This is a genomic window from Allosalinactinospora lopnorensis, assembly GCF_000981225.1.
Taxonomy (GTDB): Bacteria; Actinomycetota; Actinomycetes; order Streptosporangiales; family Streptosporangiaceae; genus Allosalinactinospora; species Allosalinactinospora lopnorensis.
In genome coordinates, this window is the sequence record NZ_LAJC01000034.1 from 1 (window position 1) to 24,840 (window position 24,840).

15 protein-coding genes and 2 pseudogenes are annotated in these 24,840 nt (G+C 69.7%); 6 read left to right on the forward strand and 11 right to left on the reverse strand.

The genetic code is table 11. From position 1 onward, the window contains the following. From VS93_RS13870 to VS93_RS13880, 3 genes and pseudogenes are all read right to left on the reverse strand, one after another. Nucleotides 1-423, reverse strand: a 423-nt coding sequence (locus tag VS93_RS13870; protein ID WP_046470360.1) for a hypothetical protein, incomplete at its 3' end; no start/stop codon positions are given. An 862-nt stretch (nucleotides 424-1,285) separates the two neighbouring features. Next, nucleotides 1,286-1,905: pseudogene (locus VS93_RS13875) on the reverse strand (dihydrofolate reductase family protein). A gap of 259 nt (nucleotides 1,906-2,164) precedes the next feature. Beyond that, nucleotides 2,165-3,184 carry an alpha/beta fold hydrolase gene (locus VS93_RS13880; protein ID WP_046470361.1) on the reverse strand — a complete coding sequence of 340 codons (1,020 nt, stop codon included), beginning with the start codon at nucleotides 3,182-3,184 and terminating at the stop codon, nucleotides 2,165-2,167. Nucleotides 3,185-3,505: 321 nt separating this feature from the next. Between VS93_RS13880 and VS93_RS13885 the strand changes: the two genes are divergently transcribed. Continuing rightward, the gene (locus tag VS93_RS13885) at nucleotides 3,506-4,129 is read left to right on the forward strand and encodes a TetR family transcriptional regulator (protein ID WP_046470362.1); all 624 of its coding nucleotides are present in this window, start codon (nucleotides 3,506-3,508) and stop codon (nucleotides 4,127-4,129) included. Nucleotides 4,130-4,158: 29 nt separating this feature from the next. Here the strand turns inward: VS93_RS13885 and VS93_RS32530 are convergent, their stop codons facing one another. The 4 genes from VS93_RS32530 to VS93_RS13900 all read right to left on the reverse strand — a co-directional run bounded on the left by VS93_RS32530 (nucleotide 4,159) and on the right by VS93_RS13900 (nucleotide 10,532). Further along, a complete protein-coding gene (locus VS93_RS32530) occupies nucleotides 4,159-5,148 on the reverse strand; it encodes an AMP-binding protein (RefSeq protein WP_269082856.1) in 990 nt (329 codons plus the stop codon). Further along, nucleotides 5,055-5,858 (reverse strand): AMP-binding protein, encoded by an 804-nt coding sequence (locus VS93_RS31660; protein ID WP_236700539.1) that lies wholly within the window; start codon nucleotides 5,856-5,858, stop codon nucleotides 5,055-5,057. The genes VS93_RS32530 and VS93_RS31660 overlap by 94 nt, the downstream gene beginning before the upstream one ends. Continuing rightward, nucleotides 5,837-9,109: an acetyl-CoA carboxylase family protein gene (locus VS93_RS13895; protein WP_236700544.1), complete on the reverse strand. Its 3,273-nt coding sequence runs from the start codon at nucleotides 9,107-9,109 to the stop codon at nucleotides 5,837-5,839. The genes VS93_RS31660 and VS93_RS13895 overlap by 22 nt, the downstream gene beginning before the upstream one ends. Nucleotides 9,110-9,185: 76 nt before the next feature. Next, nucleotides 9,186-10,532, reverse strand: coding sequence for an MFS transporter (locus VS93_RS13900; protein WP_046470363.1), 1,347 nt, complete (start codon nucleotides 10,530-10,532; stop codon nucleotides 9,186-9,188). 643 nt (nucleotides 10,533-11,175) lie between these two features. On the opposite strand from VS93_RS13900, the pseudogene VS93_RS13905 reads away from it, so the two are divergent. Then, nucleotides 11,176-12,320, forward strand: a pseudogene (locus VS93_RS13905) (acyl-CoA dehydrogenase family protein). A 52-nt stretch (nucleotides 12,321-12,372) separates the two neighbouring features. On the opposite strand, the gene VS93_RS13910 reads toward VS93_RS13905, so the two are convergent. Then, a complete protein-coding gene (locus VS93_RS13910) occupies nucleotides 12,373-13,098 on the reverse strand; it encodes a QsdR family transcriptional regulator (protein ID WP_156184829.1) in 726 nt (241 codons plus the stop codon). Nucleotides 13,099-13,300: 202 nt separating this feature from the next. Here VS93_RS13910 and VS93_RS13915 point away from each other — a divergent pair, with 202 nt between their 5' ends. Further along, entirely contained in the window at nucleotides 13,301-14,050 is a 750-nt protein-coding gene (locus VS93_RS13915; protein WP_046470364.1) for a polysaccharide deacetylase family protein, read from the forward strand. A gap of 164 nt (nucleotides 14,051-14,214) precedes the next feature. Here VS93_RS13915 and nhaA read toward each other — a convergent pair whose 3' ends face one another. Together nhaA and VS93_RS13925 are read right to left on the reverse strand one after the other, a co-directional pair. Next, on the reverse strand, nucleotides 14,215-15,567 hold the full coding sequence (gene nhaA / locus VS93_RS13920) for a Na+/H+ antiporter NhaA (protein WP_236700540.1): 1,353 nt from the start codon (nucleotides 15,565-15,567) through the stop codon (nucleotides 14,215-14,217). A 413-nt stretch (nucleotides 15,568-15,980) separates the two neighbouring features. Further along, a complete protein-coding gene (locus VS93_RS13925; protein ID WP_046470365.1) occupies nucleotides 15,981-16,775 on the reverse strand; it encodes an HAD-IIA family hydrolase in 795 nt (264 codons plus the stop codon). A gap of 513 nt (nucleotides 16,776-17,288) precedes the next feature. Between VS93_RS13925 and fdh the strand changes: the two genes are divergently transcribed. The 3 genes from fdh (at nucleotide 17,289) to nrfD (ending at nucleotide 22,507) form a co-directional block, all read left to right on the forward strand. Next, nucleotides 17,289-20,540: a formate dehydrogenase gene (gene fdh / locus VS93_RS13930; RefSeq protein ID WP_046470390.1), complete on the forward strand. Its 3,252-nt coding sequence runs from the start codon at nucleotides 17,289-17,291 to the stop codon at nucleotides 20,538-20,540. A gap of 66 nt (nucleotides 20,541-20,606) precedes the next feature. Next, complete coding sequence (locus VS93_RS13935; protein WP_046470391.1) at nucleotides 20,607-21,461, forward strand: 4Fe-4S dicluster domain-containing protein; 855 nt, start codon at nucleotides 20,607-20,609, stop codon at nucleotides 21,459-21,461. Next, on the forward strand, nucleotides 21,458-22,507 hold the full coding sequence (gene nrfD / locus VS93_RS13940; protein WP_046470366.1) for an NrfD/PsrC family molybdoenzyme membrane anchor subunit: 1,050 nt from the start codon (nucleotides 21,458-21,460) through the stop codon (nucleotides 22,505-22,507). The genes VS93_RS13935 and nrfD overlap by 4 nt, the downstream gene beginning before the upstream one ends. Before the next feature lie 47 nt (nucleotides 22,508-22,554). Here nrfD and VS93_RS13945 read toward each other — a convergent pair whose 3' ends face one another. Then, nucleotides 22,555-24,129 carry an AMP-binding protein gene (locus tag VS93_RS13945; RefSeq protein ID WP_052745748.1) on the reverse strand — a complete coding sequence of 525 codons (1,575 nt, stop codon included), beginning with the start codon at nucleotides 24,127-24,129 and terminating at the stop codon, nucleotides 22,555-22,557. Nucleotides 24,130-24,840: the final 711 nt, after the last annotated feature.

The following is a 24,840-nucleotide window of genomic DNA, read 5'->3' on the forward strand; positions in this document are numbered from 1 at the left end:
CCGTGCCAGTTCGCGTACCTGCGGCAACCCGAGCAGCGCCACGGCCCGCAGGGCCAGGTCGTAGTTCCACTCGTCCCCATCGGGCAGCCGCGCCCGGACGGCGGCGAGCACATCGTCGCCGGCGGGCGCACGCGATCCGCAGAAGCGGTTCGTGGCGACGAGAACCCCGTATACCGCGAACCACACGCCGCACACCGCGACCGCCCACAGGCTCAGGGGAGACAGCAGCAGGTGCACCAGCGCGATCCCGGTGAGCGCCACCATGACGGCCGGGGCACCGGAACGAAGGAGCAGCAGGTACAGCAGGCCGACGGTGCCGAGAGACCCCAAGAATCCCAGGGAGAAGAGGACCGGAACGCCGGGAGGTTTCGCGATGAGCAACGGGGTGGAGAACCACATGGACAATATGGCCAGCCCCGCCATGGGCAGGACCGCTCCGGCCTGGATCCGGGAGGCGGCCCTGCGTAGGCCCTAGTCCGGCCGAGAGGAGCCGGTCCAGCGCCTTCGGGGTCCAGGTCGCTGCGGCGGCGGCTCCTATGAGCCGTTCCGGGGGCAGTACAGCGGGCTTCCGGGAACCACGCAGGGCGCCGTACAGCGCGGCGGACAGGACAGGGTGCCGGTGCTGAGAAGTGTCGAGCACGCCTGGGGCGAACCGGACCAGTGCCCACCGCCGGAGAATCCTCGAACTGCGTTTCACGTGGGCCAGCCCGTCCAGGTAGGCCTGGGCCAGGGCCACCTCGCCCACGCGCCGCTTTCCGCCCGCCAGCAGCGCGAGCTCGTAGTGGTCGAGTTCCGCCATGCCGGAAGGGGGTTTGAGGTGCGCGGCCGCGCACCCGTTGGATCCAGAGCGCGCTGCTGACATAGCAGAGAGCGATCAGTAGGAAACCGGCTACGATGTAAAGGGGCACGAATACTGACACGGTCGCTCCGGATCCTGGGGGCGGGCTCTCGGGGCAGTCTCGCCACGGCCGTGGTCCTTCCAGCACGTGGCGAGGTTCCTAGGTATGCCCTCTCAGCCTGGCCGCATGCGGTGATGCGCGGACGGCCGTGGCCGTCTCCGGCCACGGCCGCTCCCGCGCCGCCCGCGGGTTCCCCGGCGGGGAGCGGCCTCCCGCGCCTCGGGAACGGCTGAGGCCACCTCCTTCCTGATGTGAGCGTTCGCCGTCTTCGCCCGGGGCGCGGCGGTCGCCTTCGCCGCCACGTCCCGCCCTTCACCGGGGATACGGTCGCGGCGGTGGAATTCGACCGGCGATCCTTTTCCCAGCATCGGTCCGGCGGCAGGGCCCTATGCGCCGGCCCTGTAGGCCCCGTACCCCGGAAGTCCTGTCGTCTCGTAGACGTGGACCGCGAGTCCGCCCGGTGTCGTCGTCTCGTTGCGGAGAAGCCGCAGCCCGGCCGGGGCGCCGCCTTTCGGGAACAGCCGTCGGCCATTACCCACCACCACCGGGGCGATAACCAACCGCAACTCATCGATCAGCCGGCGGCCAGCAGCGACTGGGCCAGCTGGGCACTGCCGTGAATCTGCAACCCCCGGCCGGGCTGCCTCTTCAACTCAGCGACCTGGGCGGGAACGTCTCCGGACAGGATCGTGGTCGGCGCCCACTCGGCTCTCGCCAGGCTGTGGGAGGCCACATACTTCGGCAGTCCGTTCAACTTGCCGGCGAACGGATCGTCCGGGTCGGTGACCTTCGGCCAGTCCCTTGCGAAGTTCTCGTAGGTACGGCGGCCGAACAGGAATGCATCTGCCTCGTTGAGCCAGTCGGCGGCCAGCCGCATGAACTCCTCGTCCATGTGCGGCACGAGCCAGCCCCCCTGCGTGAACCCGTCACTGGTGTCCTCGTCTGGAGCCCCGGGGCCTTGGGACACGCCATCCAACGACAGGAACTCCGTCAGCGTCAGCCTCATCGCGTTCCCCTCTCTCCGTCACGGGGACGCATACCGTCCCCGCCCTTTGGACACCGTGCCGCGCGGAAACTCATCGGCCCGCTGTCTGGTTTCACCGAACCTCCTGGGGACGCTCCCGCCTTCAGGCGGGGGAGCAGTCAAAAAGGTGCGGCTGGAGTCGGACGAGTTGAACACGGCGCACGTGGCCTGTGGCGACGGACCCGGCGGTAGTTCCGGGTCCTCCGCCGCAGCGGGCCCGTAGGACGGTGAGGGCGGCGGATCAGTGCGTCAGGAGCTCCTTGATGGCGTCGTCGACGAACCGCACGTCCTTCGGGTTGCTGCCGTGCCCGGCGAAGTGCCCCCAGGTGCTGGGGATCACGCGCACCTCGGCGTTGGGAATGTGGCCGGCCGCCCACTCCTCGTCCTCGGGCGGGAAGTAGAGGTCCTTCTCCCCCGGTATGCTCAGCGTCCTCGCCTTGATCGAGTTCAGCGCGCGCACCGTGTCCCCGTCGAACCCGGGTGTCTGGCCGACGTCGCCGTTCTGCCAGGTCCACAGCATGGTCAGCAGGTTGTTGGCGTCCCGCTGGAGGAAGAATCCCTCCCAGAAGCCGACGAGGAAGTCCTCGAGCGAGGAGAAGCCGAGCTTGGTGTACTCGTGGTTCCAGTAGAAGGCCTGCGAGAACCCCCACCCGGCGTAGACGCGGGCCGCCGCGCGGAGCCCGGTGGTCGGCTGCTCCGTGTACCAGCCGTTGTTCCAGGCGGCGTCGGCGGTGATCGCCGCCTTGACCCCTTCGAGGAACACCTGGTTGTGCACGCTGGTTACCGATGACCCGCAGAACGGCGCGATGCGTTCGACCATCTCCGGGTAGGCGACCGCCCACTGGTAGCTCTGGCCGGCCCCCATCGACCATCCGGTGACCAGCGGCAGCCGCTCGATCCCGAAATGCTCAGTGACTAGGCGGTGCTGCAGTGCCACGTTGTCGTAGAAGGTGACTTTCGGGAAACGGCTCCGGTCGTAGGGCGGCGGGGTGTTGCTCGGCGATGTCGACAGGCCGTTGCCGAGCATGTTGGGGACGATGATGAAATAGTCGGCGGGGTCAAGGGCCATGCCCTCGCCGATCAGCCATTCGTTGTCCCAGTGCCAGCCGGAGTACCACGTCGGGTAGACGATCGCGTTGCTCTTGTCGGCGTTGAGCGTGCCATAGGTCTTGTAGGCCAGCCTCGCATCGCGAAGCGTCGCCCCGTGCTGCAGCACGACATCGCCGGCCGCGAATACCTCGTAGTCGTTCTCTCTGTCCACGGTTACCCCCTATGTAGACTCCGGTTACGGCCCTACCCAGCCAAAACGGCCGCCATCCTCGGCGCCCCTCCAAGGAGGGCCGTTGCCTCGCCGGCGACCGCGGAGGTGCTCACGAGGGGCGCGGATCCGGTGGGCGCCATTGGTCGCCCGAGTGCCGGAGGATTTCCGGCATCCCTTCAGGTAGGGCCCCTGGTGGCGGCGGACCTTCACGGGCGGCTGACCGTTTGCTTGTCGCTAAGCGCTCGCTTAGCGTTTTCTCGGGTCCGGTGTCCTCAGTGAGAGTTCTGAGAAGGGAACTCCCGAGAAAAAGGTAAGGAACACATGAGTGAGATCGCGGTGGGCCGGGGCGGCGGCCTTCCCGGCAAGGACGCACCGGTCGGCGCGAGGGACCGGCTCGTCGCGGCCGCGGTCGAGTCGTTCGCCTCCAAGGGGTTCCACGGCACCTCGACCCGGGACATCGCCGCGGCGGCGGGGATGAGCCCGGCCGCCCTGTACGTGCACTACAAGTCGAAAGAGGAGCTCCTCTACCTCATCTCCCGGCGCGGGCACGAACGCACCCTGCGGCTTGTCCGGGACTGCGCCGCCGCCTCGGACGATCCGGTCGAGCGGCTGCTCGCGGTGGTGCGCGCGTTCACCGCGGACCACGCGCGCGACCACACCAGAGCCCGCATCGTCAACTACGAGCTGTCGGCGCTGGATCCCGAGCACCTGCGGGAGATCGCCGGCATCCGGCGCGCGATCCAGCAGGAGATGCGCGGGCTGGTCGAGGTCGGCGTCGAGGCGGGGGTCTTCCACACCTCCCACCCACGGATGACCGCGCTCGCGCTGCTCTCCCTGGGGATCGACGTGGCCAGGTGGTACCGCGACGAGGGGGAGTGGGCTCCCGAGGACATCGCCGAGCACTACTGCGAACTCGCGCTCCGGATCGTGGGGGCACCCCGATAGCCCCCGCGGGATCGGCCGGACACCACCGGTCAGTGCCGGTCCGCGATCTCCTGGGCCCGGTGTGTGAGATCGACCTTCCTGATCTTCCCGGTGTCGGTCATCGGGAACCCGTCGACGAGTTCCACCAACGGGGCCTTGTACGAGGCCATGTTCTCCGCCGCCCACGCCTGCAGCGCCGCGGCGCCGGTGATGCTGTCCCGGTTGACCCGGACGAAGGCGACCGGCCGCTGCCCCTTGTCCGGGTCCGCGGCCGGCACCACCGCCGCGGTATGCACGTCGGGGTGCCGACTCATAAGCGCCTCTACCTCGGACGGAAAGACGCTCATGCCCTTCACCTTGATCATGTCCTTGTTCCGCCCGAGGTAGTGGAGGCATCCGTCCTCGTCGACGCGGCCGTTGTCGCCGGTGTACAGCCACCCGCCGCGAAGCTGCCTCGCGGTCTCCTCTGGCCTGCGCCAGTAGCCGGTCATCACCGAAGGACTTCGCACGATGATCTCGCCGACCTCGCCGATCCCCACAGGTTCACCGGTGGCAGGGGAGACGATCGCAATGTCGGTCCCGGGAACGGGAACGCCGCAGAACACCGCTTCCGACCGCAGATCCCTGTCGCCTTCGGCGAATCCGTACGGGGTCGCGTCGAACGTGTGCGTCTCCGTCATGCCGTACGCGCCCTCGCGTAGCAGTGATGCGGGACCGACCGCGGCCGACCACCGGCGCCGGATCTCCGGACTCAGCTTGCGCACGAACGAGACGGCCATCGGATCGGTCAGCGAACTCAGGTCGTAGCGGGAGAGGTCCGGGTGTTCGAGCAGTTCGAGATAGTTCTCCACCGTGCCGACCATCGTGGTCACCCTGTACTGGTCGATCGCCGCGAGGACCCGCCCGGCGTCCCACCGCGGCATCAGCACCGAGGTACCTCCCAGGGTCAACGGGAGGAGGATCCCGAGGTCCTCTCCCGCGATCCAGAAGACCGGGATGTAGCACAGCGCGGCAAAGCCCGTCTCGGGCCCCTGCGCGATCGCCCCCGCACTGCTGGCCGCGGTGTACAGCATGTGCGCTGGGTGTGCCGGCAGCCCTTGGGCAGACCGGTCGTGCCTCCCGTGTAGTTCAGTGCGGCCAGAGCGTCGAGGTCGGCGGGCCGGTCCCCGGCCGGCTCGCCGGCGACGGCGTCTGCCCACAGGGACACCGGAGCGCTGTCGGAGGCGATGTCCGCCGGAACGGCGCTCTCACCGCCGGCCATCTCGGTGGCGGTCGTGACCAGCACCTCGCGAACCGCCGAATCGCCGCGTACCGCCTGCAGAACCGGGAGCAGGGAGTCGAGGGTGACGACGACCTCCGCTTCGCTGTCGTTCAGCTCGTGCGCGAGCTCGGCGCTCTGGAACATGGGGTTCACGGGCACATGTACGGCCCCCAGGCGCAACACCGCCAGCATCGCCACGATGAACTGCGGACAGTTCGGCAGGTGGACCCCCACCCGGTCCCCCGGGCGGACACCCGCGGATTCGAGCCAGCCGGCCAGCCGCCTGACCAGGTCGTCCAACTCGCGGTAGCTGATGGTTCCGTCCAGGAAGACGACCGCCGGGCGATCCGGGCGGTGCGCCGCCCAGTGCGCGACGTGCTCGGGGATCGAGACTTCACCCAGGGGGTAGACCACCTCTGAGGGGGTTCCGGCCGGCCTGACCCGGGTCTGGCGTTCCCGTAGGTCGTTCAGGTACTGCGCGATGTCCATGCCGGTTTCCTCTCGGTTGCGCGGTCAACAGGTGTCGATGAACGACCGTCCGGTCCTCCCGTTGGGCGGCCCGCCGTGCCGCGAGAACGCCGTTGCGATCCACCGCCTGGTCGCGGCCGGGTCGATGACGTCGTCGAGTTCGAACACCGCCGCGGCGTTGACCGCCTTGCCCTTCTCGTAGGCCTGGGCGAGCAGTTCGTCGAACGCGCGCTGCCGCGCCTCCGGGTCCTCGATGGCCTCCAGCTCGCGGCGGTAGCGAGGCGAACGCCTCCTTCGAGCCCCATTCCGCCGATCTCGCCGGTCGGCCAGGCGACGGTGGCCACCGGGGCCCGGAAACTCCCCCCGGCCATCGCCTGCGCGCCCAGCCCGTACCCCTTGCGCAGCACCACCGAGAGGATCGGGACGCTGAGATTGGCGCCGATCACGAACAGGCGGCTGAAATGCCGCACGGTCGCGGTCTGTTCCGCGTCCGGACCCACCATGAAGCCGGGGGAGTCGCACAGCGAGATCACGGGCAGACCGTGGGCGTCGCACAACTGCAGAAAGCGGGCCATCTTGTCGGCGGCCGCGCTGTCGATGGCGCCACCGAGGTGCTTGGGGTTGTTGGCGACCAGGCCCATCGGCCGACCCTCGACCCGCACCAGCGCGGTGACGACCCCGACGCCGAAGTCGCGCCTGAGCTCCAGGACGGAGCCGGTGTCCGCGATGAGGTCGACGGCCTCGCGCACGTCGTACACTCGCACCCGGTTCTCCGGGACCACGTGGCGCAGTCTGCGCTGGTCGGCGCACTCCCAGTCCTCCACGGCTCCCTGGAAATAGGAGAGGTAGGCCTTGGCGGCCCGGACGGCCGCGGGCTCGTCGTCGACGAGGACGTCGACCACACCGTTGGGGGACTGGACCGACATCGGGCCGACCTCTTCGGGCCGGAACCTTCCCAGGCCGCCACCCTCGATCATCGCCGGACCGCCCATGCCGATCGTCGCGTCGCGGGTGGCGATGATGACGTCGCAGCAGCCGAGCAGGGCCGCGTTGCCGGCGAAGCACCGTCCGGACGCGACGCCTACGGTGGGCACCTGGCCGCTGAGCCGCCCCATCGTCGCAAACGTGGTGACGTCGAGCCCTGAGGCCGCGGTGGTGTCGGTGTCACCGGGGCGTCCCCCGCCGCCTTCGGCGAACAGCACGACCGGCAACCGCCGCGCCGTGGCCAGTTCGAGCATCCGGTCGGTCTTCCTGTGGTTGAGCAGCCCCTGGGTTCCGGCGAGCACGGTGTAGTCGTAGGACATCACCACGCAGGTGCTGCGGTCCTCGCCGAACGTTTCACCGTTGACCCGGCCGATCCCGGTGACCATGCCGTCCGCCGGTGTGTTCACGACCAGGTCGTCGAACGAGCGGCGTTGCCGCTGCGCGGCGACCACCAGCGCTCCGTACTCGGTGAAACTGCCGGAGTCGCACAGGTCGTCTAGGTTCTCGCGGGCGGTTCGCCGCCCCGTGCGGCGGCGCCGCTCGACCGCCTGCGGCCGGGCCGCGTCCAGGCCGATCTCGTGGCGCTCGATCACCTCTGCCAGGTCGGGCCTGATCTTGGAGAGGTCCACCTCGACCGCGCTGTCGGCGACGGACTCGTCGGACCCGGTCGGGGTGAGGAGGACGAGGTCAACCCCCTCTGCCACGGCCTCGCCCGCGGCCACCCGGACGGCGTCGACGACACCGCTCGCGGGAGCGGCCAGCACGTGCTGCATCTTCATGGCCTCAAGCACGATCAGGGGCGCTCCGGCGCGCACCTCCGCACCCGGTTCCGCCTCGACGGCGACCACAGTGCCGCTGAAGGGGGCGGCAACGCTGCGCCCGGTTCCCTCCGGGCCGGGCGGGCTCTCCTCGTCCGGGGCGGGGGCAAGATCCTCGATGTGGTCTGCCACGAACGTGGTGGTGAACGTCCCGGCGCGGAACTCCGGGTGCTGCAGTACCGCCCGGAGGAACGCGATGTTGGTCTCCGCGCCGCTGACCGTGAACTCGGCGAGTGCGTCACCTGCGCGGCCGGCGGCCGCGGCGAAACCGCCGCGGGACGTGTGCGTGACCACCTTGGCCAGGAGCGAGTCGAAGTGCGCCCCCGTGGTGTACCCCGCGTAGCCGTGCGTGTCCACACGCACTCCCGGGCCGGAGGGAGGCTCGAAGGCGGCCAGTGTGCCCGCGGTCGCTCGGGCCGTCCCGTCCCGGGCGACCGACTCCAGGTTCACCCGGCACTGGACGGCGAACCCGCGCGGCGCCGGGATCTGGTCCTGGGACAGTCCCTGGTCGTCCAGCGACCGCCCCATGGCCACCTCGAGCTGCGCCGCCACGAGATCGACCCCGGTGAGCTCTTCGGTGATGGTGTGTTCGACCTGCAGGCGGGGGTTGGTCTCGATGAAGTAGAAGGCGCCGGGTGTGTCGGCGTCAACGAGGAACTCGAAGGTCGCCAGGCCTGAGTAGCCAGTGGCACCGGCGACGGTGAGCGCGGCCCCGATCAGGCCCTGCCGCACTTCGGGCGCCAGTGTGGGACTCGGGGCGATCTCGACGAGTTTCCGGTGGCGGTACTGGACGGTGCACTCGCGTTCCCACAGGTGCGCCACGTCGCCGGAGCCGTCGCCCAGGACCTGTACCTCCACGTGCTTGGCCCGGGGGAGTAGCTGTTCGACGTAGACGTCGCCGTTGTCGAACGTGCGCTCGGCTTCGGAGCGGCAGCGCTCGTAGGCCCAGGGCAGCTGATCCGCTTCGTGAACGGCGCGCATTCCCCGTCCGCCGCCGCCCGCAAGGGCCTTGACCATGACGGCGGACCCCGGCTCCAGACCGGCCAGGAACGCCTGCGCGTTCTCAAGGGTGGTCGGTCCCCGGGTCGCTTGGAGCACCGGCACCCCGTGGCGTACCGCCAGATCGCGGGACCGGGCCTTGTCGCCGAACAGCTCCAGCAGTTCCGGGGACGGACCGACGAACGTGCGGCCGGCCTCGGCGCACAGTGCGGCGAAGGAGGCGTCCTCGCTCAGGAATCCGTAACCGGGGTGGACCAGGGAGCAGTCGGCGCGGCGGGCGATCCCGACGATCTGCGCGGCGTCGAGGTAGGCCGCCACCCCCTCGCCGTTGAGGGGGTGGGACTCGTCGGACAGGCGCACGTGCAGCGCTTCGCGGTCCTCGGGGGAGAAGACCGCGACGGTGCGCAGACCAAGAGCGGCGGCCGCGCGATGGATCCGGACGGCGATCTCACCGCGGTTGGCGATCAGCACACTGGGCAATGAACCTTCCTTCCGCGGTGAGCAGTCGCTCGGCACGTCTTCGGCTACGATCCGCCGGCGATCCAGGCTAGCTAGGGGACCGGACGGAGGCCGCTCCGGGACCGGGAAGGGCCGCCTCCCGTGCTCGGACCCTCTTCTTGAGAATGGTGATGCAGACCAGAGCCAGTACGGCCAGCACGATGAGGTAGGCCGAGATCGACATCGATGTACCGGTGGATTCCAGGAGCAGAACCATGATGAACGGTGCGAGTCCCCCGCCGAGCGTGGCCGACAGCTGGTAGCCGAGCGAGGCGCCGCTGTACCGGACCTCGGGTTCGAAGAGCTCCGCGAACAGGGCCGCCTGGGGGCCGCTCATCATGGCCGCGAAGACGGTTCCCACGAAAACGGCGATCAGCACCGAGACGGTGGTGGCGCGGTCGATGAGCAGGAACATCGGAATCGCCCACACCATCTGCCCCACGGCGCCGCCCGCGTAGACGGGAAGCCGGCCGAAGCGGTCGGACATACCGGCGAACGTGGGCAAGGTCAGCAATTGGAGCGCGCTGACCACCAGCACGATCGTGAGCACGGTGGTGCGCTCCATGCCCAGCGAACGGGTGGTGTAGTCCAGCACACCGGTCATCAGAATGTAGAAGGCGGCCGTGGTGATCAGGAACGACCCCGTCGCCAGCACCACGCTTCCGAAGTGCTCACGCAGCAGTCGTCCCAGGGGGAAGCGCCGCTGCTGGTCCTCGGCCGCCATTGCGGCCTCGGCCTGCCGGAATTCGGGGGTTTCGTCCACCGAGCTGTGGATGTACCAGGCCAAGACGAGCGCGACGAGCCCGATCAGGAACGGGAGCCGCCAGCCCCACTGGGCGAACGCCTCTCCCGGGGCCGCAGCCGAGGCGGCCAGGAAAGCGGCGTTGGCCGCCACCAGACCGATCGGCACCCCCATCGTGACCAGACTTCCGTACAGGCCCCGCTTGCCCTCGGGGGCGTACTCGGTAGCCAGCAGCATCGCGCCGCCCCACATCGCCCCCACTGCGACCCCCTGCAGTACCCGCAGGACGACCAGGGCCACCGGTGCCCACAAACCGATCACGGCATACGGCGGCAGCAGGCCGATCACCGTGGTCGCCACCCCCATCACCATCAGCGCACTCACCAGCATCGGCTTGCGCCCGTACTTGTCACCCAGGTGACCGGCCAGGATGCCTCCCAGCGGCCGGGCGATGAAGCCGACGAAAAACGTCGCGAACGACGCCAGAACTCCGGCCACCGGACTGAATCCGGGGAAGAACAGCGTCCCGAAGATCAGGGCGGCGGCTATCGCGAAGCTGAAATACTCGTACCATTCCACCGCTGCGGCGGCCGCAGCGGCACTGGCCGCCCGGCGGCGACGTCTCCCTGTAACGGCTTCCTGTTCAGCAGGCATGCGAATGCGGGTCCTTTCGGGTCGCTCGACCAGGGAAATCCCGCGCGCCGATCACAGAGCCCTCCTGCAGCGGCCGGATTTCCGAAGTGGTGTCGATCAGTTCGTATGGAGGCGTTCCGGAACGCCCGTGTTCCACCGACCGGCCTGGTGCTGGCGCCGCGGTTTCTGCGCTATCGCCGGTGTGCTCCGGTGGACGGCGTCGGCGGGGTCCGGCCGCGGTGGTCGGCGCACGATCCGCCTGGGTCAGGACAAGTCGTCCACCTGTGGGGCCGCTCGTCATCGCCGGCGCGGTGGCGCCTTCTTCGAGCGAGCGGGGATCGCGTATCGGTCCTTCCGGCAGGGCGGGGGGTCAGCGGTAGCGACGAATAGGTCCTCCCTGGTCGCGCAAGGATCGGTTCGCGGTCCTGCCGGCGCCTGCTGCGCGGTCGGCCTCGCGGCGACCGCCCCTCACGCCAGACGCAACGCACCCGGAACGTGTTGCTTCGATGCAACATTCATTGAGTATGTTGCATGAGTGTGTGGCAGGTCACTGGCCTTGTCAAGGGCTCGCCCTCTTCCGTCCGAACTGTTGACAATGCTCTCGGCGTCCTGCACTCTAAGCAGGCGCTTAGTAGTAAGCGGCTGCTTAGTATGGGAGGTCAAGGTGGATCGAGGGCTGTTCGAGACCGAGCACGACGATTTCCGGGACTCAGTGCGCACGTTCGTCGCGCGGGAGTTGCGTCCTCGGCACGAGCAGTTCATCGAGCAGCGAGCGCTCGACCGTGAAGTGTGGCGGCTCGCGGGCAAGCAGGGACTGCTCGGCCTGGAGGTGCCCGAGCGTTTCGACGGCAGCGAGGCCGGCGACTACCGTTTCAACGCGGTCCTCGGCGAGGAGCTGAGCTCGCTGAGCGCGGCCGTGGCCTCATGCTTGGGGATCCACTTCGACGTCGTCGCGCCGTACCTGGTGGAACTGACCACGGACGAGCAGAAGCACCGGTGGCTGCCGGGTTTCTGTTCCGGGGAGCTGGTGACGGCCATCGCGATGACGGAGCCTCCGGGGGATCGGATCTCGCGGCGCTGAAGACGACGGCGGTACGCGATGGCGCGGACTGGGTGCTCAACGGGTCGAAGACCTTCATCACCAACGGCTACTCGGCGGATCTGGTCGTGGTGGCGGCGCGCACGAGCCCGGAAAAGAAGGCCAAGGGCATCACGCTGTTCGCGGTGGAGACCGGGATGCCCGGCTTCCAGCGCGGGCGCAAGCTGGACAAGGTCGGGCAGCCCGAGTCCGACACCGCTGAGTTGTTCTTCGAGGATGTGCGCCTGCCGACGGAGAATGTGATCGGTGAGGTCGATCGCGGGTTCGTCCACATGATGGAGCGGCTGCCGCAGGAGCGGCTGGGGGGTGCGCTGTCCAACATCGCCCACGCGGCGCAGATCCTCTCCGAGACGATCGAGTACACCAAGGAGCGCACGGCGTTTGGGCAGTCGATCGGCTCTTTCCAGCACAACAAGTTCCTGCTCGCGGATCTCGTCACGCGTGTCGAGGTGACCCAGGCCTATGTGGACCGCTGTATCTCGAAGCACGCCGCCGGGACGCTCACGGCGATCGACGCGGCCAAGGCGAAGTGGTGGAGCGCGGAGGTGCAGAACGAGGTGCTGGACTCCTGCGTGCAGCTGCATGGCGGCTACGGTTACATGACCGAGTACCGCGCGGCCAGGGCCTGGATGGACGCACGTGTGACCAAGATCTGGGCGGGGTCGAACGAGATCATGAAAGAACTCATCGGCCGCGACCTCGGGTTCTAGTCCACATCGGGCTACCGCGGCAGCGCCGCCGGGCCGCCCATCGCGCTCGGGATCAGCCGGTGGCCGCCGAATGCGCTTCGCGTGGGTGTACCTGAGTGCCGTCCGGTGCCGGTGGAGGAGGCAGCAGCGCCTGGAGGACCCGGCCGGCGCGGTCGGCGTCGGGTTCCTCGCCGGTGATCGCTTTCCGGTGGACGTAGGATTCGGCGATGCGGACGACGGTGTAGGCGAGGTCGTCAACGGGGATCGGGGTGTCGAGCCGGCCCGCGTCGATCTCCTCGCTGATCAGGTCCCGGACCAGGGTGAGAATGCGTTCCTGGAAACCGCCGGACTGCAGGGTGAGCAGGCGCAGCGCGAACTCTCCCTCCTCTTCGAGGAACCGGCGCATGCCGGGGTGCGCCACCACACTCTGTAGGTACCGGGTGAGTACGCCCGCCAGCCGGGAGCCAGTGGCGGGGGGAGGGCTGTGGAGCTCGTGCTCGAAGGAGCTCTCGGTCAACGACCACAGCACCTCGCAGAGCAGCTGCTCGCGCGAGCCGACCCAGCGGTAAAGCGTGGCGCGGTTGACCCCGAGCTCGGCGGCCAGGGTCTGCATGTCTATCCGCTGGCCTTCCTGGAACGCGTGACGTGCGCGTCTAAACGCGTCCAGTGCCGTGGGCCGGCTGGTGCCGGTGCCGTTGAGCTGGCGCCGCAGTGGCGTGTCCGGCTGAGCCACAGTGAAGTGGTCCTCCACTTCGTCTCCCTGCTCCGCGAGGATCCTCCCCGCAGGATGCCCTGACAAGCGTAGTGACTCCGAACAGGCGTGCGCAAAGCGGCGAGCCACTGCCGCGGTCAAGCTGCACGGGTCCATTTCCGCCGCTCGCGGTTGCGGAGCTGACCCGCCTCCGCCCGCGGAGGAGAATGAGTCGTGGGCGGGCGCGCCGAGGGCCGGTTCGGCCGGCGGGCCGTGCCGGAACCAACGGCACCACGCCAGTGGGGGACTCATGGTGCGGACCGGAACGGAGCCCGTGTGGCCAGGGGGCAGGCGCGCGGCCCTGAGCCTCACCTTCGACGACGCACGCGCCAGCCAGGTCGACACCGGTCTCCCGGTGCTGGACAGGTGGAGGGTGAAGGGCACCTTCTATGTGCTCCCCCAACCGGTCCGGTCGAGACTGCCGGACTGGCAGGAGGCGGTGTCCGCCGGTCACGAGATCGGCAACCACTCGCTCAGCCATCCATGCAGCGGCAACTTCACGTTCTCCCGGCAGAACCCCCTGGAGAGCTACACGCTCGAACGCATGGAGGAGGACATCCTTTCGGCCAACCGCGCCATCGAACGGCTGCTGCGCGTGTCGCCGACGACGTTCGCCTACCCGTGCGGGCAGCACACGGTCGGCCGCGGGGAAGACGCGCGCTCCTACGTGCCGTTGGCCGCCCGGCACTTCCTGGTCGGCCGCGGCTGGCTCGGTGAGGTGGCGAACGACCCGCTTCGCTGCGACCTCGCCCAGATCACGGCGCTGAAGATAGACGGCGCCAGCCCCGGGGCCCTGCGCGGGATGGTGGACGATGCCATCGAGGCGGGGACGTGGCTGGTGCTGGGCGCCCATGACGTCGGGTCGCCAGGCGCCCAATCCGTCGACGCGGGGAGTCTCGACGCCCTCTGCTCCTACGCACGGGACCGTTCAGAGGTCCTCTGGGTGGAAACGGTCCGGGGAGTCGGAACCCGGCTGGCCTCGCTCCGCGCTGGTCGGTGAAACCGGGACCGACTGGTGCGAAGAGGGTGAAGTAGCGCGAGGGCCGCGCCGCCGCCGAGAGCCCGCACCCCGCCCGGCTTCGTCGGACGTCCACCCGGACGGCGGGAACTCGCGCCGGGCTTCCCCGGGCGTGCGGCGGGGCCCGGTGAACCGGCCGGGAACCGTCAGTCCCGCTGGCGTCTGGAGGCGGCCAGCAGCGTCGCCGCGCCGAGCAGGGCGGCCAAACACGAGGCGGCCAGAATGCCCACCTTCGCGTCGGCCTCGGGCAGGCTGCCGGGCGGGAACGCCAGGCCGGCGATGAACAGCGACACCGTGAACCCGATGCCGCCCAGCATCGCGAGCCCGGACAACACGCCCCAGGTCATGCTCGACGGCAGTTGGCCGAGTCCGAGGCGGACGGTCAGCCAGGAGGCGGAGAGGATACCGAGCGGCTTGCCCACCACCAGACCGAGCAGCACTCCGGCGGTCACCGCCGACGCCGCGGCGTCGCCGAGCACCTCCGCGCTCAGGTCGATGCCGGCGTTGGCCAGTGCGAAGACCGGCAGCACGACGAAACTGCTCCACGGGTGCAGGAAGTATTCGAGCCGCTCGGCCACCGGCACCGACTCACCCAGCAGGAAGCGGTAGCGGCGCACATCCGCGGCGTCGAACTGCTCCGGAGCCGACTCGCGCGCGTAGCGCCGCGCCCGCTCCTCATCCAGCAGGGGCTTGGCCGGCGCCAGCAGGCCGAGCACCACACCCGCGATCGTGGCATGCACCCCGGACAGCTCGGTGGCCAGCCAGAGGAAACCGCCGGCCAGCAGGTAGGGATACAGCGACCACACCCGTAGCCGCCGCAGCACCACAATGGCGGCCACCCCGGCCACGGCAGCGCCCAGCCAGGCCAGGGACAGGTCCTCGGTGTAGAAGATCCCGATCACGGCGACCGCGCCGATATCGTCGACGATCGCCAGCGTCAGCAGGAACACCCGCGCCGGCGCGGGGATACGCCGGCCGAGCAGGGCCACGACGCCGAGGGCGAACGCGATATCGGTGGCCATGGGGATGCCCCAGCCGGCGGACCCCTCACCGCCGGTGTTCAGGGCGGCATAGAGCGCCGCCGGCACCACCATTCCCCCTAGCGCCGCCACGATGGGCACCGCGGCCGAGCGGGGGTCGCGCAGCTCGCCTGATACGAGTTCGTACTTGATCTCCAGGCCGACGGCCAGGAAGAACAGCACCATGAGGCCGTCGTTGACCCACTCCCGCGCCTCCTGGGCGAGTTCCCACGAGCCGATCCGCAGCGCGACATCGGTGGTCCACAGTGCCTCGTAGGAGGCCGACCAGGGCGAGTTGGCCCAGGCCAGCGCCACCACGGCGGCCATCAGCAGCACGATCCCGCCGGCCGCCTCGACCCGCAGGAAGGCGGCCACCGGGCGGCCCACGAACCGGGCGAGCGAACGGTCGCTGGCGAGCCAGACCGGGCCGGTCCGCCACAGTCCGTCGTTGCCGGAAGTCGGGTCCGGTTCCCCCGTCACCACCGCCCCCTCCCCGGCCCGGCTGCCGGTTCCGTCTACCGCCACGGGCCGCGGGTCCGCCCCCGGACGAGGGCGGTGGTGCCGTCAAGCGGTGCGGTGGACCGCCTTCGTCGGCACCCCTCGCAGGAAGCACGGTTGTTAGCAGCGCGGGGGACAGCACCGGCCGGCGGTCGCGCGCCGCGCATGGCGGGATGGGCGGGAGCCTCCTTCACCGGCCCCCGTGTCGCCACCGTCCCGACACAGCAGGTGTGGGCGGTACTCCCCTCCCCGGTACCGGAGCGCCGGCCGAGCGCCGGGGTAGTGCCCCGGAGCGGGCCATATCGGCGAAGAATCGCGTTGCCTGGTCTCCACCATTGTAGGACCGGGGGCCGGGATCGCCGCGGTCCGACAGGGCAGAGCCACTGCGGTCCCTTTCAGGGCCCGAAAGGGGCGCCGACGCGGCCGGCGAGGTCGGCGACTGAGTTGACGATCTTGGTGGGGCGGTAGGGGTAGCGTTCGACGGTGTCCTTCCCGGAGAGCCCGGAGAGCACGAGAATGGTCCGCATCCCCGATTCGAGTCCGGAGCGGACGTCGGTGTCCATCCGGTCGCCGATGACCACGGTGTCCTTCGAGTGCACTCCCAGGGTGCGCAGCGCCGAGCGCAGCATCAGCGGGTTGGGTTTGCCCACGTAGTACGGGGCGCGGCCGGTGGCTCTTGCGATCAGTGCCGCGACCGCGCCGGTGGAGGGCAGCGCCCCTTCGGGACTGGGGCCTTTCTCGTCGGGGTTGGTGGCGATGAAGCGCGCTCCGGATTCGACGAGGCGGACGGCTCTCGTAATGGCCTCGAAGCTGTAGGTGCGGGTCTCGCCGAGGACGACGTAGTCGGGGTCGCGGTCGGTGAGGACGTAGCCGATGTCGTGCAGTGCCGCGGTGAGGCCGGCCTCGCCGACGACGTGTGCGGAGCCCCCTGGTCGCTGCTCGTCCAGGAACCGGGCGGTGGCCAGCGCCGAAGTCCACACGGCCGACTCGGGAACGTCGACCCCCTGGCGCAGGAGCAGTGCGCACAGGTCACGGGGGGTGTAGACCGAGGTGTTGGTGAACACCATGAACGGGATCCCGCGCTCGCGCAGCGCGGTGAGGAAGGCGTCGGCCCCCGAGATCACCACTTCGTCGTGCACGAGCACGCCGTTGAGGTCCATGAGGTAGGCGAGCCGGCTGCGCGTGGCCATGTTCTTCGGTATATCCGCTCCGGGCGCCGCGCATGCCGACACGTTGGTGGAGCGCCGGCCAGAGTGGGGCCTGGCGGTGAAGGGGAGCCGACTTCGCCGACGGCTCCGCGGTTCGTCGCCGCCGAATGCGGAAGAGCCGATGTGGCTGGTAGTGCGCCGGGCGGTCCGTACGTCCGGCCCTCGACCCTGACCACATCATCCGCACCGCCCTGGCGCTCATCGACCGGGACGGGACGGAAGCGCTGTCGATGCGGAGACTCGGCACGGAACCCGGCGCCGCCCCGATGGCCGTCTACTACCGCGCTCCGAACAAGGCGGTGCCCTTCGACGTCCCCCGAGAAGCGTCCGAACCTGCTCGCGGCGATGGCCGGCGGTTACCGGCCCAACGCCGCGTGTCCGGCATCCGCCGTTTCGCTCCGGGGGTTCCGGGTAGCGAGCTGTCAATCTGTAACCGTTGGCGAGCTGCGATAACGCAGCGGGGGCCGCCAGGAGCCAGCGTCTGTGGGGGAGACGATGGGCATACGCACGTGGATCGAATCGTGGCCGGTGTACCGGCAGATCACGGGGGATGACCGGTCAGGGCGCGCCGCCGCGGCCAAGTCCCCCCACAGCCGGAACCTGCGCGCCCGTACGGCCACCGCGGACCGTGTCGTGAAGTCCGTCTGCCCGTTCTGCGCGGTTGGGTGCGGGCAGAACATCTACGTCCGCGACGACGAGGTCATCCAGATCGAAGGGGACCCGGATTCCCCGATCAGCAGGGGACGGCTGTGCCCCAAAGGAGCGGCCACCCTCCAGCTCACCACCGGCCCCTCCCGCCGCCACACGGTGCTGTACCGGCCACCGCACGGACGGGACTGGCAGGAGCTCGATCTCGACACCGCGATGGAGATGGTGGCCGACCGCGTCGTCCGCACCCGCCGCGAAACCTGGCAGCACGAGTACGACGGCCTGCGAGTCGCTCGGACCATGGGCATCGCCAGCCTCGGCGGCGCGGCCCTCGACAACGAAGAGAACTACCTGATCAAGAAGCTGATGACGGCGCTGGGTGTGGTGCAGGTCGAGAACCAGGCGCGTGTCTGCCACAGCTCCACCGTCGCCGGGCTGGGCACCTCGTTCGGGCGCGGCGGCGCCACCACGTTCATGCAGGACCAGCAGAACTCCGACTGCATTGTCATCGAGGGGTCGAACTACGCGGAGGCCCACCCGGTCGGTTTCCAGTGGGTCATGGAGGCCAAGGCGCGCGGGGCCGTGGTGATCCATGTCGACCCGCGGTTCAGCCGCACCAGCGCGCTGGCCGACCTGCACGTGCCCATCCGGGCCGGCACGGACATCGCCTTCCTCGGCGGCATCATCAACCACGTGATCAGCGACGAGAAGTACTTCCGCGACTACCTGCTCGCGTTCACCAACGCCGCGAGCATCGTCAACGAGGACTTCCGGGACACCGAGGATCTCGACGGCCTGTTCTCCGGCTTCTCCGAGGAGGAGCGCGTCTACGACACCCACACCTGGCGCTATGAGGGGGTGGACGTCGCCGCGGCCGCCGGGAATCGCGACCAGCGCTACGAGGAGCGCGTCAAGGACGCCCCCTCCAGCCGCAGGTCCGGGCGTCCCGAGCAGCAGGGTGCCGGCGGCGTGGCGATCGGCGGCGACCCCCGCGAGGACCCGACACTCACCCATCCCCGCTGCGTCTTCCAGATCCTCAAGCGGCACTACGCGCGTTACACCCCGGAGACGGTGGAGGAGGTCTGCGGCATTCCCCGGGACATGTTCCTGCGGGTGTGCGGCCACCTGACCGAGAACTCCGGCCGCGACCGCACCAGCACCTTCTGCTACGCGGTCGGCTGGACCCAGCACACCGTCGGCGCCCAGTACATCCGGGCCGCCTCGATCCTGCAGCTGCTCCTGGGGAACATCGGCCGGCCCGGCGGCGGCATCCAGGCCCTGCGCGGCCACGCGAGCATCCAGGGGTCCAGCGACATACCGACCCTGTACAACCTCCTACCCGGCTACATCCCCATGCCGCACGCCCGCGAGGAGCAGACGCTGGACGACTTCATCGCAGTGGGCGCCGCCCGCAAGGGGTTCTGGTCGTACATGAAGGCCTACACGGTCAGCCTGCTCAAGTCGTGGTGGGGCGACGAGGCGACACCCGAGAACGACTTCTGCTTCGACTACCTGCCCCGGCTCACCGGTTCGCACAGCGCCTACGACATAGTCATGGAGCAGATGAGGGGGCAGTGCAAGGGCTACTTCCTCATGGGGGAGAACCCGGCCGTGGGCTCCGCCAACGCCCGGGTCCAGCGCCTGGGCATGGCCAACCTCGACTGGCTCGTTGTCCGCGACTTCTCCCTGGTCGAGAGCGCCACCTGGTGGAAGGACGGCCCGGAGATCGACTCGGGCGAGCTGCGTACCGAGGACATCGGCACCGAGGTGTTCTTCTTCCCGGCCGCCTCCCACACCGAGAAGTCCGGGACGTTCACCAACACCAACCGGACGCTGCAATGGCACGATCGCGCGGTCCCGCCCAGGGGGGACGCCCGAAGCGACCTGTGGTTCATGTACCACCTCGGCCGGATCATCCGGGAGAGGCTCGCCGGATCCACCGATCCAGCAGATCGTCCCATACAGGCACTGACCTGGGACTACCCGTTGGACGAGGAGGGCGAGCCCAGCGCCGACGCCGTACTGTCCGAGATCAACGGCCATGACGCCGAAGGCCGCCACCTCAGCACCTCCACGCAGCTCCGCGACGACGGCAGCACCGCGTGCGGCTGCTGGATCTACTGCGGTGTGTACACCGACGGCGTCAACCAGGCGGCCCGCCGCAGGCCCGCATCGGAACAGGACTGGATCGCCTCCGAATGGGCCTGGACCTGGCCGGCCAACCGGCACATCCTCTACAACAGGGCCTCCGCCGATCCCGACGGCAACCCGTGGAGCCCGCGTAAAGCGCTGGTGTGGTGGGACGCCGAGCGAGCGCGCTGGACCGGCCACGACGTGCCCGATTTCCAGGTGGGGAAGGCCCCCGACTACCGGCCTCCCGAGGGGGCGAAGAGCGTCGACGCGCTGAGCGGTACCGACGCGTTCATCATGCAGAGCGACGGGAAGGGATGGCTGTACGCGCCGGCGGGGCTCAACGACGGCCCGATGCCCACGCACTACGAGCCCCAGGACACGCCGTTCCGCAACCTGCTCTACAGCCGGCAGCGCAATCCCGCACGGCTCACCTACCCTGGCGAGAACAACCGGTACCACCCCGACCCCGAGACGGCCGGCGCGGACGTCTTCCCATATGTGGTGACCACCTACCGGCTCACCGAGCACTTCACCGCGGGCGGCATGAGCCGCTGGACGCCCTACCTGTCCGAACTCCAGCCCGAGTTCTTCTGCGAGGTCAGCCCGGAACTCGCCGCTGAACGGGGGCTTTCCCACGGAGGGTGGGCCACCGTCGTCACCGCGCGCAACGCCATCGAAGCGCGCGTTCTGATCACCGATCGGATGGCGCCGCTGCGGATACACGGCCGCACCGCCCACCAGATCGGGCTGCCCTACCACTGGGGGGACAACGGTTACTCGGTCGGGGACGCCGGCAATGAACTGTCGTCGATCGTCCTCGACGCCAACGTGCACATCCAGGAGACCAAGGCGCTGACGGCCGACATCCGTCCCGGCCGGCGTCCCCGGGGGGCCGCCCGCACCGAGCTGGTGCGGACGTACCGGCAGCGCGCCGGCATCACCGACAAGACCGGCATGGAGGTGTGACGCGTGGCCATCGACGAGCAACCCGCCGACCCGACCGCGGCGGGCCCCGGCGGCGGCCCGCCGCGCATGGGCTTCTTCACCGACACCAGCGTGTGCATCGGCTGCAAGGCGTGCGAGGTCGCCTGCAAGGAATGGAACATGATCCCCGAGGACGGCCTCGACTTCACCGGGATGTCGTTCGACAACAGCGGCGGGTTGGGGGCTGACACATGGCGGCACGTCGCCTTCATCGAGCAGCGCGCGCCCTTAGGCTTTCAGGAGACCGGGGTCGGGCGCCCCGAGCGGGAACCGGTCGACCTGGGGATGCCCTCCTTCGAACGTCCCGGGGACTCCACCGGCGCCGACGAGCGCGGCGATTTCCGCTGGCTGATGTCCTCCGACGTGTGCAAGCACTGCACGAGCGCGGCCTGCCTGGACGTGTGCCCCACCGGTTCGCTGTTCCGCACCGAGTACGGCACCGTGGTCGTGCAGGAGGACATCTGCAACGGCTGCGGCTACTGCGTCCCCGCCTGCCCCTACGGTGTGATCGACCAGCGCAAGGGCGATGGGCGGGCCTGGAAGTGCACCCTGTGCTATGACCGGCTCGGCGACGGACTCGAACCGGCGTGCTCCAAGGCGTGCCCGACCGACTCGATCCAGTTCGGCGACCTCGACGAACTCCGGCAGCGGGCCGACGAACGCCTCGGAACCCTGCACGAGGCCGGCGTCTCCTCGGCGCGGCTGTACGGTGAGGACCCCGACGACGGGGTCGACGGTACGGGCGCGTTCTTCCTGCTGCTGGACGAGCCGGAGGTCTACGGACTCCCACCGGATCCGGTGGTGACCACCCGCGACCTGCCATCGATGTGGACCTATGCCGGCGCCGCCGCCCTGACACTGCTCGCCGGGGTGGGCGCGGCGTTCTTCGGGAGGCGGCGTTGAACACCTCAGACGTGACCAAGCAGGGTGTCCGCGGCGCGCGCCCCGGACGCGAGGCGGTGACCGGTTCGGCCGCGGTGGCCGGCGGGGACCGGCGCGGCAGGCGCAGACGCGGGGAACGGGCGGTGGTCCCCGAGGCGGAGTTCCGTTCCTACTACGGGAAGCCGATCCTCAACCAGATCGTGTGGCAGGCCCCCGACATCGCCGGATACCTGTTCCTGGGCGGGCTCGCCGGAGCGTCCTCGACACTGGCCGCCGGCGCCGAGCTGACCGGCCGGCCGGCCCTGGCCCGGGCACTGAAGTACACCGCGCTGGGCGGGATCTCCGGTTCACTCGCGGCACTCGTGCACGACCTGGGGCGGCCTGCCCGCTTCCTCAACATGCTTCGGGTGTTCAGGCCGACCTCGCCGATGAGTGTCGGTTCGTGGCTGCTGGTCGGCTACGGGCCGCTGGCCGGGGCGGCGGCGGTGACCGGTGCCACCGGCCTGTTCCCGCGGATCGGTCGGGCGGCGACGCTCGGCGCCGGACTGGCCGGTCCGGCGGTCGCCTGCTACACCGCGCCGCTCGTCTGCGATACCGCGGTCCCGTCCTGGCACGAGGGATATCGCGAGATGCCGTTCGTCTTCGTGGGATCCGCGGCCGCCGCGGCCGGCGGTATGGGGATGCTCGCCGCCCCGGTGGAGCAGGCCGCCCCCGCGCGCCGTACCGCCGTGATCGGCTCCGTTCTGGAAACCGCGGCCGCCACGTACATGGAGCGCCGGATGGGCATGGTCGCCGAGCCGTACCGGCAGGGCCGCGGCGGTGCCCTGATGCGCGTGGCCAAGGCCCTGACGCTCGCGGGGGCCGCCGGAGCGCTTCTCGGCCACCGGAGCCGGGCGCTCTCGGCCGCCAGTGGGGCGGCGCTGCTGGCCGGATCGGCCTGCACGCGTTTCGGTGTCTTCTGGGCGGGCGTGCAATCGGCCGGGGAGCCCAAGTACACCGTCGTTCCGCAACGCCGGCGATTGGAGAAGCGCCGAGCAGACGGACACGGCGAACCGGGCGGGAGCTGATCCGAATCCCCTCCCAGCCGGTTCGCCCCGCTCGGGTGCGGGCCGGTTCAGCCACGCGGCCAGGGAGCCTGCTCCGGCGACCCGACCGGGGGGAGGGGAGCCTCGGGGCCGGTCTTCCGTTCGGGCGGGGGCGGTTCCGGTGCCGTCGGAGGACCGGTAGGGGCGGCCGGGGGCGGTGTCGGCGCCGACTGGTGGATGTCCGGTCGCAGTACCACCAGCCCCTCGGGTGCGAGTCGTCCGATCAGGCCGGTTCGCAGCCAGCCCTCCCGGAACGCCCGGCGTGTGGCCTCGGGTGCGTTCCAGTACCCGCGGAACACGGTGTCGCCCCGGACCTCCACTTCGTGGTCGGGGGAGACCCGTACCTGCACCGCCGGGATCGGCGACCGCACCGTGCCCCCAGGTCCCCCCGGGCTCTCGCCGCCGACGTTCAGAGTGAACGGCCCGGAGGTCTCCGGAAGCCCGAAACCCTGGACCACGGGCATTCCCACTCCGGTGTAGAAGTGGGCCAAGCGTTCGGGGATCTGGCCGGTGCACACGATGACCCTCGCCCGTTCGCCGAGACAGGAACGAACACGGGCGTACAGCCATTCGTGCATGGCGTGCGACAGGCGCCTCCACACCGCACGCCGCCCGCTCCTGCCGAACTCGACGGCGTGTTCCACCGCGGCGTTGAACGCCTTGAGGTTGTCCCAGCCGGGCTTGCTGGCCTTCTCCGCCTCGGCGGCCTCCTCGTTGGTGTAGACCTCCTCCAGAAAGGAGGGAGACGCCATCACGATCGTCGGCGCGAAGCGCTGGAGGTCCTCCTCCGGAGAAGAGGAGGGACCGGGCGGGAACCCCACGCGTACACCGGCCATGACGCAGGCGGTCAGCAGGCACTGGCCGAACACGCTGGCCGGGGACAGGGCCATGAGCACGCTCGCTTCGTCCGCGGGGATGGCGTTGAGCAGCGGACGTACTCGGCCGACCATGCTCGATGCGGAGGCGAGCAGGTTGCCGTGGGTGAGGACCACGCCCCGTGGGGCCGTCTTTCCGGTCGTGGGATGGGCTATGAGGGCGATGTCGTTGCGTGTGGCCTCCTGTCGGCGGGAGAGAACGGCTGAGCGGTCCATGTAGACGCCGGTCTTCTTGATGGCCTCGATGCCGGGGTCCTTCCGGGGGCCGGAGGCGAGAGGGGCGTCGAGGTGCCACGCGCGAGTCAGGATGTGGAACTCGCGACGGAGCTGGGCCACCGCCCGGGAGTGGTGCGCCCTCTCCACGATCGCGGCGGCGGGCTGCGTGTCCCGGATGACGTGCTGCAGGTGCCCGGCCGAGGAGAAGGGTGAGACGGGGACGACCACGGCGCGCACCGCCCATGCCGCGAATGCGACCACGGCCCACTCGTAGCGTGCCCCGCAGGCCAGGATCAGGCGGTCGCCGGGGGCGATGCCCGTGGCTATGAGTCCTTTGGCGACCGCGGAGACGTCGATCAGGAAGTCCGTGGCGCTGACCCGGCATTCTCCCGCCTCGGGGTCGAGCTCGAACCCTCCCTTGTGCCGCGCCGTTTTGAGGTCCTGGTACGGGAGGTCGCCGAGCCCCGTGAACAGCGATTCCTCGGGCAGCGGCGTTCCGCGTTTCTGCCGCATGCTCGACCACTCCTCCGTGCAGTCGGTATTCGTTAGCAGACCGTCCGTCTCCGCCGTGTGGCTGTGAAGATTACGCGAGTGTCTCCCTGGTGGATAGGGGGCTGAGCCGAAGCCTAAACCGGTCGGATACTGATTCGTGAACCGGCGATGCGGGCTGGAGAGCTGTTCCAGTAAGAGCCGACGATACCGCGCCGCTGTTCCGGTAGTTACAGGGGGCGCCGGTAGAGCGAGATCGATGCCGTCAATCATTCAACCTCCGCGTGACCGGCCTCTTCGCCGGCCGAAGTCTCCCCGTCTTGCGTCGTAATCGAATTCCGTGGTACTGGATATATCCCATGTCCGCCCCCCGGGCGGATTTTCCAAGTGAGCGCGAAAGCGGCGGTCTGGAATCCACTTCCTTTCCGCTGTCATGCGAAAACAGGAGTTCAGAATGCTAGGGCGACAGGAGCCCGAGGGGCGCCGCGGTCCCCGCGCGAAGTGGGAGGGGCTGATGAGACGGGGCGCACGGACCGTCGGAGCCCGCGGAGCGGATCGGCGGGGCCGTCCCGGAGAGGCGGCGCGGCAGCGGACCCGCTCCGGTCCCACGCCGGTCCGGTACGGGGTCGGCACGCCGGCCCCTACCCGTGATCTGCGTTTTCGATTTCGCCGGCAGCGCGGAGCCGGCCGGCCCGGCTCCCACACCGCACACCAACGCCACTCCGCCGGTCCGGG